The organism is Mariprofundus sp. NF, from assembly GCF_013387455.1.
Lineage (GTDB): Bacteria > Pseudomonadota > Zetaproteobacteria > Mariprofundales > Mariprofundaceae > Mariprofundus.
In genome coordinates, this window is sequence record NZ_VWNC01000005.1 from 19297 (window position 1) to 33007 (window position 13711).

A 13711-nucleotide genomic window follows, 5' to 3' on the forward strand; every position below is an offset into this window, starting at 1 on the left:
CCGTGCAGTTCGAATCGATCTATCAGCGTGCTGCTGAGCGAAAGGGGGGAAGCGCTGAGCTTGCACTGCTTCTGCCTGCAGTGGTTAAACCGGAATCAGTTGCTGCAGTGGATGAGAGCCGCTTTCTTGCCGAGATGACCCGCTGCATTTTTCAGGCCGGTTTTGTCTGGCGGGTAATCAATCAGAAGTGGGTTGGTTTTGAAGCGGTATTCCACAGTTTTGATGTGAATACGATTCTGGGGCTTCTGCCTGAGGATTGGGAAGCGATCAAACAGGATACTCGCATCGTTCGCAACGGCCAGAAAATCAGCTCAGTCAGAGGCAATGCTCAGTTTATTGAAGATATAGCACTGGAGTTCGGAAGTTTTGCCGGCTTCATTGCCGAGTGGCCAGAAGCTGATCTGATCGGCCTCTTTGCACTGCTCAAAAAACGGGGCTCCCGGCTTGGGGGCAATAGCGGTCAGCGTTTTTTGCGCAATGTGGGTAAGGATACGTTTGTGCTGACCCGGGATGTGGTCTGCTGCCTGCAGAACAGTGGTCTGAAGATCCATGATAACCCCACCTCCAAACGCGATCTTTCAGCTATTCAACAGACCTTTAATGGTTGGCATGAAGAGTCGGGGCTCTCCTATACCCATTTGAGTAAAATCGCTGCCTATTCGATAGGCTGAATCCACTATCGCTTTGAGCCAATGTGAAAATGCGTGATCTGGCTTACATGATTATTCTTTTGAGAACTGCAAACTGGCTTCTTGCATGAAAGGAGGCCAATCATGACAACAGCAACTGCCCACATTGAAGATAGTCCTAAAATCATATTCAGCAATGCAACCAAGAAGAGACTGGCGATCACCTGTTTTGCTGTTGCAGCGATACTCTCTGTTAAAATCCTGATTGATTTGAGCGCTCTGGTATAATCATTGCGTGAAAGAGGACGCTAATATTGGCGGCCTCTTGTTTCATGAAACGAAGCTGACAGTTTAAACTTCAACCGTTCACGGCTGAGGAAATTATAACTGCTTAGCAGGCTGTCAGGCCATGGCTGCGGAACTGATCAATGACACGTTTCAACAGTTCAGTGGTAGGCGTTTGAACATCTTTCAGATGGTACTTGAATCCTAACTCCTGCCATTTCTGCTCACCCATTTTGTGGAATGGCAGCACCTCCACGCGTTCAACGCCGTTCAGTGTGCTAATGAACTCAGCGAGCTTCTCAACATCATCAACATCATCGGTATATCCCGGTACCAGCACATAACGTATGCGCATCTTCTTACCCATAGCCGAGAGGCGACGGGCAAAATCGAGCGTTGGCTGCAGCGGTTTGGAGGTCAAAGCCAGATATTTGGCTGCATCAATATGTTTAATATCGAGCAGTACCAGATCGATATCATCGAAATAGTCATCGTCAAGATGAGCGGCAAGAAAGCCCTGGGTGTCGAGTGCGGTATGCAGGCTGTAGTCATGTTTGGCGAGGTAGAAGATCTCGCGGATAAAATCCGCCTGCATCAGCGGTTCACCACCCGAGATCGTTAAACCACCTGCAAAACGGAGGAATGAGGCGAATTCGGCCATCTCTTCAATGACGCGATCAACGGTCATCAGCGTGCCGTTATGCATTTTTATGGTATCAGGATTATGGCAGTAGAGGCAGCGGAACTGGCAGCCGGAAACAAACACCACAAAGCGCATGCCCGGGCCATCAACGGCACTGCCCATCTCAAAGGAGTGCACAAATCCCGAAAGCCGGCCCTGTTCATCGATACAGGCGGGCGAAATAGAACCCGGGGGATTAACCGTGTTGTTTTGATCCATCTCTGTGAGTCTGTCCTATCAATCATTGCTGCCTTGCCATAGTGGCAAGGCAGCGCAGCTTATAGATTAAAAGTGCAGGTGGAAGGTTCGGTTAATGACGTCCAGCTGCTGCTCTCTGGTCAGTTTGATGAAGTTCACCGCATAACCGGAGACACGCAGGGTGAGCTGAGGATAGTTTTCAGGATGCTCCATCGCATCAAGCAGGGTATCCCGATTCAGTACATTCACATTGACGTGAAAACCATTGGCATTACAGAAGACATCAACACAGTTGCTCAGGTTGCCCACTCGATCAGCCAGAGTCTGACCCAGAGCACCCTCTGTGCAGGTTGCTGTCCATGAAATACCGTCGAGCGCTGCGTCGTAAGGCAGTTTGGCTACCGATGCTCCGGAGGCGATAAATCCTTTGCTGTCACGCCCGTTCATGGCGTTGGCACCGGGTGCAAAGGGTTCACCGGCACGGCGACCATCAGGTGTATTGCCGGTCTTCATACCGTAAACCACATTGGAGGTGATGGTCAGTACCGATTGGGTTGGTACGCTGTCGCGGTAGGTTTTGTGTTTACGGATCTTCTCCATAAAGGTTTCAACCAGCCAGACAGCGATCTCATCGACGCGGTCATCATTGTTGCCATAAGCAGGGAAATCACCTTCAATATCGAAATCCTTGGCGATACCCTGTTCATCGCGGATGACACGCACCCTGGCGAATTTAATGGCTGAAAGTGAGTCGGCAGCCACAGAGAGTCCGGCAATGCCGCAGGCCATGGTGCGCAGAATATCGCGATCATGCAGCGCCATCTCAATGCGCTCATAATGGTATTTATCATGCATGTAGTGGATGGCGTTTAGCGCTTTGATATAGGTCGTGGCAAGCCAGTCCATCATCTTCTCAAATTTCGCAACGACCTCATCATAGTCGAGGTAGTCGGCGGTGATCGGCTCAAAACCATCGACAACCTTAACGCCGCTCTTCTCATCCACACCGCCATTGATCGCATAGAGCATGGTTTTTGCCAGATTGCAGCGTGCGCCGAAGAACTGCATCTGCTTGCCGATACGCATGGCCGATACACAGCAGGCGATGGCATAATCATCCCCCCAATGCTGGCGCATCAGATCATCCGATTCATACTGGATAGCACTGGTCTCAATGGAGACACGGGAGCAGAAATCCTTAAATCCTTTGGGCATCGCATTCGACCAGAGCACAGTGAGATTCGGCTCCGGGGCCGGGCCGAGGTTGTAGAGGGTATGCAGGAAGCGGAAGCTATTTTTAGTGACCAGAGTGCGACCATCTTCACCCATACCACCGATGGTTTCAGTCACCCAGGCAGGGTCACCGGAGAAGAGCTGATCATACTCAGGTGTGCGCAGGAAACGCACGATACGCAGCTTGATCACCAGATCATCAATCAGCTCCTGTGCCGATGACTCATCAAGAAGCCCGGCATCGATATCACGCTGGATATAGATATCCAGGAAGGTGGAGATGCGACCAATCGACATCGCCGCCCCGTTCTGCTCCTTGATCGCAGCCAGATAACCGAAGTAGGTCCACTGCACCGCTTCCTGTGCTGTGGTCGCGGCAACGCCAATATCAAAACCGTAACTGGCAGCCATCTGTTTGAGTTCATCCAGCGCCCTGATCTGTTCAGAGATCTCTTCGCGGCTGCGCAGTACCTCTTCACTGAACTGCAGATCATTGAGTTCAGCCTTTTCACGTCTCTTCTCGGTGATCAGGAAATCGACGCCATAGAGGGCGACGCGACGATAGTCACCAACGATGCGACCACGGCCATAAGCATCAGGCAGGCCTGTGATAATGCCGGAACGACGGCAGGCGAGGATGTCAGGGCTATAGACATCAAACACACCCTGATTGTGATCTTTACGGTAGCGGCTGAAGGCCTCTTTTACGGCTGCATCAAGCTCATAACCGTAGGCCTGAAGACCGGCCTCGACCATGCGCAGGCCGCCGTTGGGAATGATGGCGCGTTTTAGTGGCGCATCGGTCTGCAAGCCAACAATCAACTCCACCGCTTTGTTGATATAACCCGGCCTGTGGGCTGTGATGGATGAGCCGATATCACTGGATACATCCAGCACACCCTTGATACGCTCCTCTTCAATCAGCTTTGAGGTCTCCACCCATAGTTGGCTGGTACGCGCTGTGGCAGGGGCGAGAAAGCTCTCGTCGCCCTCATAGGGAGCGTAGTTCTGCTGAATGAAGTCGCGCAGATCGATCCGCTCTTTCCATTCACTACCCTTAAAGTTGTTCCATGCTTGCAGGGTTGAAGTTGTTTCTGGTGAATTCACAATGATTCCTCTGTTTTGGGTCGGTTCAACTGCCATCGGCAGCCAAGTGTTGCGGACGAGCCGCTTTGATGGGTGTTAACTGAAAATAGTGAGCTATCAGGCTCCGCTGTGCCAATCAGGATTGAACTGGACAGGACTCCAGAAAAAAGGCTTCAACCAGCGCCCTTGCAGGGCGTAGAGATGAGATTCTGATGCTATGACTGATCTTAACAAGTTGACGGCATGTATGCGCGGAAGACATTTTGTTACTCTCTTTTTGGAGCATATAGTAATTTGAAACGCATTCTATATTCATGGGCACAATGCACAACATCTAAATCATATAAAAATTCTGGGTGGGAAGATGGGACTCCTCTCTGTTTAGCCATGGCATCAACCTCCTTGCAGCCAGCACCCTCCTGAGCTTACAGGCGAGCCGGTAGCATCGCCTGTAAGCAACTCCTACTACGAGGGGGGGATAGAAGTCTGTAACTATTCAGCAAGCTCTGTTCCACTCTGCTGAAAAGAGCTGCAGGCAGTAGTGGCAACAAATTTTTCATGATGCGTATCGTGATGCTGCTGAATTATCGTGCAGTTGTGCCTCTTTGTGAGGCAGGAGTGCCGTTCTGTCCGGTGATGACTGTTCAGGTTATCTGTTGTTGTCTGCACATTTAGAAGGGGGCAGGCACTTCAAACTGCAGCCGTTCACGGGTGAGTGGATGGTTAAAGCACAGGCGTTGGGCGTGCAGCATCAGTCGATCACCTGAGCGCCCATAGAGCGCATCACCGACAATCGCCGCATTCAGACCATCCTTGTGTGAGGCGTGTATGCGCAGTTGATGGGTACGCCCTGTTAAAGGATAGAACCAGACGCGGGTGGTTTCACCCTCAAAACCTAAAACCTGCCAGCGGGTTTTAGCGGCTTTTCCGTATTCAAGGCTGACCATCTGACGTGGCGTGTCATCAAGATCAACGATTAGCGGCAGATCGATCTCACCCTCAAGCTGATCTGGCGATAGCTTTCTTGATAAAATCGCCTCATAGCGTTTTTCCACACTGCGTTGTATGAATTGGCGCTGCAGAAATTTGTTGGCCAGCAGATTTTTCGCCACAAGCAGTAGCCCTGAAGTGGCCATATCCAGTCGGTGCACCAGTCGCAGTTCCGGATTGTCCGGATAGCGTTGCATCAGGCGGGTATAAACAGAGTCCTGAACCAGTTTGCCCGGTGCCGACATCAGACCGGAGGGTTTATTGATCACCAGCAGACTCTCATCTTCATAGACAATTCTCGGTTCAGATGCATCGATATGCTCAGCGAAATCGGGTTCCGCTTCCACCGCCAGACCACGTAACATAAACGGTAGTATCTTACGGCATTTTCCCCGGCAGGCGGGATAAAAGTGGGCATGGTGTCGGATGCCGGCAGAGGGTGAAGCACCCCACCAGAATTCACCCAGTGCTATCGGCTGCAGTTGATGCTTACGGGCATAGTGAACCAGTTTAGGGCCGGCACAATCGCCTGACCCTGCCGGTGGCATGCCATCAAAGAAGTCGGTGATGGGCTGCGTCTCGCCGGCAAAGTTGCTCAGCCGGTAGGTGGCAAACAGTATGTTGTGCAGTTGACGTGACTTTTCGGTGCGCTGCGCTTTGATCTCTTTTATCTGCTGCTCAATCTCATCGAGCTGCTGCTGTAAGATCTGTAGTTTTTCCTGCCAGGCGAGAGTGGCATTGGTGAATTCGCGTTTATGATGCTGACTGGCCAGCGCCAGTGCTCGCATTTGTGTTTGCTGCGCATCAGCATCACCGGCTGCAAGAAGCTTCAACCGCTGCTGTTTGCGCTCAGCTTTGGCCTCTCTGTGGCGCTGTTTCAGTGCAGCCAGAGCCAGATCACGCTGTTGCTGAAGAGACGCGATCTCCTGCATCAGATTTGCTCGCTGCTCGCTGCTTTTCAGTAGATCGATTTGCCGGGTCAACTCGGCCAGTTGATCATTGCCGGCATTGAGATAACTCTCATGTTCTGCCAGCTCAAAGAGTTGTGGCACAAATCCCGGCAGCTGCCACAGGCTGTTGATCATGCCGGAGAAACCACTCAAAAAACCGATGCGCCCATCATCTGCTTTGACCACCAGCACGCCGAACATCTTACCGTGGTGTGAGAAATCACGCAGTCCGTGCTGATCACCGGAGAGCTTCTGCATCAGCATCTCACAAGCAGCTCTGGCCAGCGGGTGGGGTAGATTGGCAAAAGGAGAGGGCATGACATCGGGGATCTCATCTGCATCGGGAGGCGTGGGGAACCAGGTGACCAGTTTATCGCTTTTTGTGACCATCATGTTATGAGAAGAGACCTCTGTTTGTTGCAATCGGCGACACTATACTGATTCATCGGGCTTCAGGACATTCACCAGATCATCGGTTTCATATACGCTCTCTGTTTTTCATGGGGATTATGCAATATGGATAGAGATGGAGAGAACAATGGGCCGCAAACTTCCTGTCTGAAGCAGCTGGTCGTCTGCACCAATCATCGTGCCAGTCCAAATCAGCCATCCTGTAGTGGCAGTGGTGGTGGTGAAGCTCTGGCTGAAAAGCTGGAAACAGAGATTGCTGCCAGAGGCTGGAACATCAAGGTGAGTCGTTTCCCCTGTCTGGGTTACTGTGAGAAGGGACCAGTAGTAAAACTATCACCCGGTGGAGGTTTTATCTGCGAGATTGACCCAGATAATCTGGATGGGGTGCTGCAGCAGATTGAGGCCTTTTCGCAACAGTCTGACTGAACAGCCAGTTTTATATCTTAACGCGGCAGAAGTGCCGCACTCGCTCTTGTCATCAAAATGCCGCAATCAGCTCTTATCATTCAGTTCTTAAATGGAGAAAAGGAATTGATATGATAAGTGAAGTCATGGCGTCAAGGGACGCAAACCATACAGTTGAAGAGCGAATTCACAGGATGGAGTCACTGCGGGCGGCAAATATACAGGTTGATAGTGGCAGTGAATGGCGTTGTGATGAAGGGGATGTCGATGCTGCTTCAGCATCAATTGCGATGTTTGGCCTGCCTGCCGGAGATGCCTTTACAGCCAGATCGGCTCTGATCTCTTTCTTCCCTGATGGTGACAAAAGGATTGTTGAACCGGCCTATGATGCTGCGCAACAGCAGATCAGGATTTTCTATCCACTATCCCAGTTTGAAGGGCAGGTTGAGATTCTCAAGGCTCACGGTGAAGTGATCTGCACCTATCTGGAGTCCACTGCCATGCCCTATAAAAATAGTGCCTTTGTACATGGCAACAGCCCTGTACCGGAAAAGCTGCACTGATCACCCTTACCAGGTTGGTTTTCTGGTCGAAACTGTTCCCTCACTACAGAGCACCTTTCTCAGTTTGCACAACTCGCAGCGCTCAATAAAAAATTTGTGGTGCTCCGGATAAATGGCTCCCGGTTTGTCTATATGTTTGATCGGGCACCACTGTGATTCAATCTGCTCCAGTGAGTTGGCATGACGCAATGAGGTGTTGTATTCAAAGCGCAGGAATCTGCGGCCCAAGCTTCCAAAAACCCTGAAATCATCTGCAAAACCATTACTCTTCATTTTCTCAGATGCCTGCTGCATGGAGAGACGATGCAGTCCGAGCAGAGGTGCCATCACATAATCAAAGGAGAGTGTGACCAGCGATTGCGCGAGAATCGAAAGGCTTGAGGTGAGAAGGTAGATCAGCTTGGCAAAGAGCCTGACAACTGCGTTTCCAGGCGCTGTCGCTTCTAAGGAGATGCGCGTTAACAGCACCGAAGTTGCGACGCTGAGGCCATTGGCATAACCACAATAGGCACAGTGAAATTTGGCGGTATATGAAAGACCGGGAAGCAGGTGGCGATCGATTACAATGTAGTGCTTCAACGCTATCGGCTCGATCTTCAACAGTGGGCAGATGATCAGGTTATAGAGCAGCTTGATGCAGATGATATGGAAAAAGATGTAGACGGGAATCATGGCATACATGGCAAGCGCCGGGGGCACTAAGCGGAGCAGGCCATTGCGTTGCAGGTGGCTGGTGAAAATTGGATTTCTCCTGATGAACCACGCTTTTATTTTTTCAATCATCTGCTCTCCACTATCTCGCTAACCTGCTGTAACACCCTGTTTTATCTATGGGATTTGTCGAGTAGAACATTAGAGGACAACTCTTGCAATAAAATCGCTAAAGCTTTCAAAACAGCAGCGCTCGGTTCAGCCTGAGCCCCGAACTCTTTCCGGTATATTGTTGTTTTTAATTGCAGTAGCAGAACGGGTCTTGAATATCGATACAGGGTGTGAATCAGATGAGAGAAGTTACTATTTCAAAAGAGCCGATTGAGCTCAATAAGCTGTTGAAGTTTGAAGCCCTGGTTGCCAGTGGTGGCGAAGCTAACCGGGTGATCTCTGAGGGTCTGGTTCTGGTCAATGGTGAGATAGAGACCCGGAAAAGAAAGAAGATTGTTACAGGTGATGTTGTTGAGTTTGGCAACGAAGAGATCTGCATTCGACTTGATTAAGCACTCAAGCGTAGCGATATGCTCAGCAGGGCAAGCCGGGATGCTTTTTAGTTGCTTGCCACGGTGATGATGTCACGTTTGAGGTAGGCAACTTTACCTGATGGCAGCTTCAGACTTACCCACTCAGATTTTCCATTGCGATGGGTTTTTAGCTCCGCATCGGGACGGTACCAGCCAAGCCTTGCAGTTTTGATGTTCGGTTTGGCCCTGAGGTTGTGATAACCGGCGAACTGGAACCGTTTTTTGGCTCTTTTACTTTTTAGATTTGCCCGCACTGAATCAATAATGGCACGTTCAACCGAAGCCTCACGCATACTGCCACGCGCTTTAATATAGAATGTGGTCAGCTTGGGTGTCATCTCTTCCAGCATAATGGTGCCATGAAGGTTTTCACTGCCGAAAGCGATGGTGTAGCCGTTTTCGTCAATCTCCAGCACATCCACATCCAGCTTCATGCTGCGCAGACTTGCTTGAACGGCTGCAAGGGTAGGAGTGATGTGATGCGTCATGCACACCTCTTCACCCTTGAATTCGCTGGATACCACCTCAATCAGTGCACCTGGCACCACTGAAGCGGCGGTAAGGGCTACACATCCGTGTAACCAGAGTGAGGCAAGCAGCAGGGGGATAACGGTTAAAGGTCGCATGGGCGTACTTTGCCTGTCAGAGGTGATAAAACTGTGCGGTTGATCACACTATCGCTGGACCTGCTTCTCTTCTCACATCCATAGCCATGATAAAGTTTGCATGCATCTGAAATCAGTATGGAATGGGCGCTTCTCTCTGCTGAGAGTTGAGCAGAACGATGCATCTATGGAGTGGCGCGTGATTAAATATCAGTCTGAATTTGAAGGTTACATCAGAGATGGCGGTGATAAGCAGGCTGCATCACTGAAATCTTACCTCGCATCGTTACACAGTGTTTCCAAACATCTGGGTATTAATATTGATGCAAAAATCCTTGGTTCTGACCGCGATATCGATGAACTCGCTGAGCGCTTAAGCCGGATGGGTAGAATCTCCGAGAAAAATATCAAACATTACCGCTCAGCCATGCAGCAGTATGTGAATATGGTGAATGGAAAATAGAGTGGCAGGGGAGTGATATAACAGTGAAATGGTTACTGATCGTTGTCGCAGTTTTGTTGCTGCTGGGGTTGGCCGCTTTTATCGTGATGGCGATGCAGTCGCACAAAACACCTGAAAATATTGCTCTGCAGAACGGGCTTCTGCGCCCATGCCCGGCTTCACCCAACTGTGTCTGCAGCGAAGTCCATACTCAGAACAGTGAACAGCATGCTATTGCGCCGATTAAGCTTGGCGATAGAGATTGGTCGCAGATGAGAAGTATCATCCTTGAGCAGGGTGGTATGATTCAGCAGGAGAGTGATTCCTATCTGCATGCCACCTTCACCACACCTGTTTTCCGCTATATTGATGATGTAGAGCTGCGCCTTGATCAGGCAGGTGGTCTGATTCATATCCGCTCTGCTTCACGGGTAGGGCGCTCTGATTTTGGTGTGAATCGCAAGCGGGTCACTCAACTCACTCAATAACCCTGCTACCACACGGTAGATTCTTGCCTGCAAAACGATAAGCTACGCTTCCGTCTTATCCGGGAGGTTTTCATGGCACAGATTCAGATCGGCACACCACTATCTCCATCAGCAACAAAAGTGATGCTGCTCGGCTCAGGCGAGCTGGGTAAAGAGGTCGCTATCGAATTGCAGCGGCTCGGTGTCGAAGTGATTGCTGTGGACAGTTATGCCGATGCACCTGCCATGCAGGTGGCGCATCGCTCTCATGTCGTGAGTATGCTTGATGGCGTTGCCCTGCGGACTCTGATCGAAACAGAGAAACCGAATCTGATCGTGCCGGAAGTGGAAGCGATTGCTACCGACACACTGGCGGAGCTTGAGGGTGAGGGTTTTAACGTGATCCCGACTGCTCGCGCTACGCAGCTAACCATGAACCGTGAAGGTATCCGCCGTCTGGCGGCAGAAACATTGGGGCTGGCAACATCACCCTATCAATTTGCAGCAACACAGGAAGAGTTTGAGGCGGCGGTTGAAGCCATCGGTGCGCCATGTGTTGTTAAACCGATCATGAGCTCATCGGGTAAAGGCCAGTCGGTGATCCGTGAAGCGGCTGACATTCAGAAGGCGTGGGAGTATGCGCAGGAGGGCGGCAGGGCAGGCAAAGGCAAGGTAATTGTCGAAGGTTTCGTCGATTTCGATTATGAAATTACTCTGCTCACTGTTCGCCATCGCGATGGCACATCTTTCTGCCTGCCTATCGGCCATCTACAGGTTGATGGCGATTATCGCGAATCGTGGCAGCCACAGGCCATGAGCAGTGCCGCACTTCAAGCATCTCAACATATTGCTACGGAAGTCACCAATGCTTTGGGTGGTTATGGCCTGTTCGGTGTAGAGCTTTTCATCAAAGGTGACAAAGCGATCTTCAGTGAAGTCTCACCGCGACCGCACGATACCGGTCTGGTCACTTTGATCTCTCAGGATATCTCAGAATTTGCGCTGCACGCGCGTGCGATTCTCGGATTACCTGTCCCCAATATTCATCAGCACGGCCCCGCAGCCTCCTGTCCTGTTGTGGTGGAAGGCGATTCCACCCAGGTTAGCTTTGGCGGGCTTGAGCAGGCCTTGAGAGCCCCTGACACGCAGATTCGTCTGTTTGGTAAACCTGAAGTGCACGGCAAACGCCGCATGGCAGTTGCGCTTGCACGTGGTACCACTGTTGAAGAGGCACGTCAGAAAGCAGTGATGGCAGCGGGCAGCATCACGATTTCACTTTGAACAAGAGAGGATGCCTGATCCTGGAGTTAAACTGACTCAGGCTTTTCTGCTTGCGAGATGCACAGCCTGTCGCGTCCGTTCTCTTTGGCGAGATAAAGTTGCTGGTCAGCCCGTGAGATAAGGTTCTCCATTGATTCATGCAGTGCTCTTTCTGCCAGACCGGCACTGATGGTAATGGTGAATGTATCCCTGTTGTGATGAAAGCTCAGAGCTGCACATGCAGAACGAATGCGCTCAGCCATTTCAACAGCCTCATCCAGTCTGTTACTCAGAGCGATAACCACAAACTCTTCTCCGCCATAGCGGATCGCCATGTCTGAATCGCGCGTCATCTTTGCAATCGTGTTGCCAACAGCTTTTAGAACGACATCACCGGTGTCATGTCCGTAGCTGTCGTTGACATGTTTAAAGTGATCGATATCAAAGAAGATTGCAGCAAGACAATCCTGCGGACTACGGTCATGGCCGGAGATAAACATCGGAGCCAGTTCCATGAAATGACGACGGGTAAACATGGAGGTGAGAGGATCCCTGATGGCCAGTTCCCCAAGCTGCAGCATAAACCGATTGGCAACCAGCAGCGTGACGATAAGCATCACCGCGTATATGGAAAAGATGATGATGCCCAGATTCAACGTTGTTTGGTTAATCTCCTCGTTTATGTCATCAAGATAGAGGCCAGTTCCGAGTATCCAACGCCATGGCAGGAAGGGTGAAGCATAGGATACCTTGCTATACCACTGCTCGGCATCGCCTGGTTTGGGCCAGTTATATTTAACCCAGCCGCCACCGCGCTCTGCCTTTTGAACGAATTCGCGAAACAGATAAATGCCCTGATTGTCAGATGTATTGAGAAGGTTAGTGCCGTTGAGGCCGGACTGGAACGGATGCATAATCATGATGCCGTCCATGTCGTTGATCCAAAAGTAGCCGTTTTTTCCATAGCGAAGCATGGCAATGGCTTTGGTTGCCTGGCGCTTTGCCTCACTTTGGCTCATGGCTCCTGACTGCTCCAGCTGATGGAAATATTGCAGTCCCCCTGTGGCCGCCTCAATCAGTCGGCGCGCCTCATGCTTGCGCTCCTCATACAGTGCACTACTGATGTTGGAGTAGAACAGTCCCAAGGTAATGATCATACCAATCAGCCCAAGCAGCGATAGCGCGATCAGTTTGAAGCGAAGGTTAAGTCGGTTGCTGTGCATGCCAATATGTTAGCATATGCAGTGCCATGGCTAAATGCAGCTGAGCCTGAACAGGCAGAGAGTCAGAATCTTTTTTATTTTTACCGAATAAACTGGATATCAAGCGTGCGCATATAGGTGTGCAGGCCTGCATCCTGAACCGGGAAGACAAAGGCATCCTGATCCGATCCGTTGTGATGGGAGTGCCACCAGCCCGGTGGGGTGACAAAGACGGTGTTGGTCGCCCACATCGCTTTTACAGGGTTAATGATATCACCATTCGCATCCACCTCTTTGCCGATCAGGGTGTAGGTGTCAGGCCCGGAAAAGACCGCCAGATCCAGCGCGACCGACTGATGACGATGCGGTTTTTGTACTTCCCCGGCAGGCAAGAGGTTGAACAGTGACCACATGGTGTGGGTCATGGTTTTGGTTTTGGTGCAGTCGTTATTGCCGAGGATGATGCCGATGCGATTACGTTTTTCGCGCAGCGCAGGTTCACGCAGCTTTTCAACCGCATCACACATATAAGCCTTGCTGTAAAAAGCGGGTTTGAACATCTGCCTGGTCGGTGTTACACCCAGATACTGCAGCAGTGGTGCATCGTGGCTCCAGTAGAGGGCACTATCCTCATCAGCGTAGTGGGTGACACCCTCATTGTAGGGCAAGGTGAAGGCATCGCCCTGTTTCCAGTTAATCGTACCTTCTGCAGTTTCAGTGCGACCTGCACCGCGCAAGACAAAGTAGACCTCGGAGGTTGCGGCTATTGATGTGGCAATCTTCTCATTGGCACAGATGCGAATGTAACTGGCCAGCAGGTTGGGGGCAGTTGCCAGGTAGGGGGTCTCAAGCGCTTTGGAGAGATCCAGCGCAATGACCCGGGTTTCGCCCTGCTCATGCAGCGATGCCGGAAACGGCTGGATCGGCACATCATTCAGATCGGGTGTAGCTGCTGATGAGTACTCCCAGCTTACCACCTGCTGTTGCCACTGCTGATTTAAACTGCTCATGAGAGAGCCTCCTTCGGTACCTGTTCCTTTTTCTTAAGTTCGAAGGGTGACGCTGTTG

Annotated in this window: 15 protein-coding genes; 8 read left to right on the top strand and 7 right to left on the bottom strand. The window is 51.0% G+C overall.

Going from position 1 to position 13711, the window contains the following annotated elements:
- The first annotated feature begins 2 nt into the window (after nucleotides 1-2).
- Together F3F96_RS08200 and F3F96_RS08205 are read left to right on the top strand one after the other, a co-directional pair.
- The gene (locus tag F3F96_RS08200; RefSeq protein ID WP_176962780.1) at nucleotides 3-671 is read left to right on the top strand and encodes a DNA-3-methyladenine glycosylase I; all 669 of its coding nucleotides are present in this window, start codon (nucleotides 3-5) and stop codon (nucleotides 669-671) included.
- Nucleotides 672-773: 102 nt separating this feature from the next.
- A complete protein-coding gene (locus F3F96_RS08205) occupies nucleotides 774-917 on the top strand; it encodes a hypothetical protein (RefSeq protein WP_176962781.1) in 144 nt (47 codons plus the stop codon).
- Nucleotides 918-1020: 103 nt separating this feature from the next.
- Here F3F96_RS08205 and pflA read toward each other — a convergent pair whose 3' ends face one another.
- From pflA to F3F96_RS08220, 3 genes are all read right to left on the bottom strand, one after another.
- On the bottom strand, nucleotides 1021-1815 hold the full coding sequence (pflA, locus tag F3F96_RS08210; RefSeq protein ID WP_176962782.1) for a pyruvate formate-lyase-activating protein: 795 nt from the start codon (nucleotides 1813-1815) through the stop codon (nucleotides 1021-1023).
- Nucleotides 1816-1881: 66 nt separating this feature from the next.
- A complete protein-coding gene (gene pflB / locus F3F96_RS08215) occupies nucleotides 1882-4134 on the bottom strand; it encodes a formate C-acetyltransferase (RefSeq protein ID WP_370465525.1) in 2253 nt (750 codons plus the stop codon).
- 650 nt (nucleotides 4135-4784) lie between these two features.
- Nucleotides 4785-6446 carry an RluA family pseudouridine synthase gene (locus F3F96_RS08220; RefSeq protein ID WP_176962784.1) on the bottom strand — a complete coding sequence of 554 codons (1662 nt, stop codon included), beginning with the start codon at nucleotides 6444-6446 and terminating at the stop codon, nucleotides 4785-4787.
- A 123-nt stretch (nucleotides 6447-6569) separates the two neighbouring features.
- On the opposite strand from F3F96_RS08220, the gene F3F96_RS08225 reads away from it, so the two are divergent.
- Both F3F96_RS08225 and F3F96_RS08230 read left to right on the top strand, forming a co-directional pair.
- On the top strand, nucleotides 6570-6890 hold the full coding sequence (locus F3F96_RS08225; protein WP_176962785.1) for a (2Fe-2S) ferredoxin domain-containing protein: 321 nt from the start codon (nucleotides 6570-6572) through the stop codon (nucleotides 6888-6890).
- A 125-nt stretch (nucleotides 6891-7015) separates the two neighbouring features.
- The gene (locus F3F96_RS08230) at nucleotides 7016-7432 is read left to right on the top strand and encodes a hypothetical protein (RefSeq protein ID WP_176962786.1); all 417 of its coding nucleotides are present in this window, start codon (nucleotides 7016-7018) and stop codon (nucleotides 7430-7432) included.
- A 6-nt stretch (nucleotides 7433-7438) separates the two neighbouring features.
- Here the strand turns inward: F3F96_RS08230 and F3F96_RS08235 are convergent, their stop codons facing one another.
- The gene (locus F3F96_RS08235; protein ID WP_176962787.1) at nucleotides 7439-8215 is read right to left on the bottom strand and encodes a hypothetical protein; all 777 of its coding nucleotides are present in this window, start codon (nucleotides 8213-8215) and stop codon (nucleotides 7439-7441) included.
- A 218-nt stretch (nucleotides 8216-8433) separates the two neighbouring features.
- Here F3F96_RS08235 and F3F96_RS08240 point away from each other — a divergent pair, with 218 nt between their 5' ends.
- On the top strand, nucleotides 8434-8646 hold the full coding sequence (locus tag F3F96_RS08240; RefSeq protein ID WP_176962788.1) for an RNA-binding S4 domain-containing protein: 213 nt from the start codon (nucleotides 8434-8436) through the stop codon (nucleotides 8644-8646).
- Between the two features lie 47 nt (nucleotides 8647-8693).
- Here the strand turns inward: F3F96_RS08240 and F3F96_RS08245 are convergent, their stop codons facing one another.
- Nucleotides 8694-9293, bottom strand: a complete 600-nt coding sequence (locus F3F96_RS08245; protein WP_176962789.1) for an SH3 domain-containing protein — start codon at nucleotides 9291-9293, stop codon at nucleotides 8694-8696.
- 100 nt (nucleotides 9294-9393) lie between these two features.
- On the opposite strand from F3F96_RS08245, the gene F3F96_RS08250 reads away from it, so the two are divergent.
- From F3F96_RS08250 to purT, 3 genes are all read left to right on the top strand, one after another.
- The gene (locus tag F3F96_RS08250; protein ID WP_176962790.1) at nucleotides 9394-9735 is read left to right on the top strand and encodes a hypothetical protein; all 342 of its coding nucleotides are present in this window, start codon (nucleotides 9394-9396) and stop codon (nucleotides 9733-9735) included.
- Nucleotides 9736-9758: 23 nt separating this feature from the next.
- A complete protein-coding gene (locus F3F96_RS08255) occupies nucleotides 9759-10202 on the top strand; it encodes a DUF1499 domain-containing protein (protein ID WP_176962791.1) in 444 nt (147 codons plus the stop codon).
- A gap of 72 nt (nucleotides 10203-10274) precedes the next feature.
- Nucleotides 10275-11462 carry a formate-dependent phosphoribosylglycinamide formyltransferase gene (purT, locus tag F3F96_RS08260; protein ID WP_176962792.1) on the top strand — a complete coding sequence of 396 codons (1188 nt, stop codon included), beginning with the start codon at nucleotides 10275-10277 and terminating at the stop codon, nucleotides 11460-11462.
- Nucleotides 11463-11488: 26 nt separating this feature from the next.
- Here the strand turns inward: purT and F3F96_RS08265 are convergent, their stop codons facing one another.
- The gene (locus F3F96_RS08265) at nucleotides 11489-12664 is read right to left on the bottom strand and encodes a diguanylate cyclase (RefSeq protein WP_176962793.1); all 1176 of its coding nucleotides are present in this window, start codon (nucleotides 12662-12664) and stop codon (nucleotides 11489-11491) included.
- A gap of 80 nt (nucleotides 12665-12744) precedes the next feature.
- A complete protein-coding gene (locus F3F96_RS08270) occupies nucleotides 12745-13653 on the bottom strand; it encodes a hypothetical protein (protein ID WP_176962794.1) in 909 nt (302 codons plus the stop codon).
- Between the last annotated feature and the right edge of the window lie 58 nt (nucleotides 13654-13711).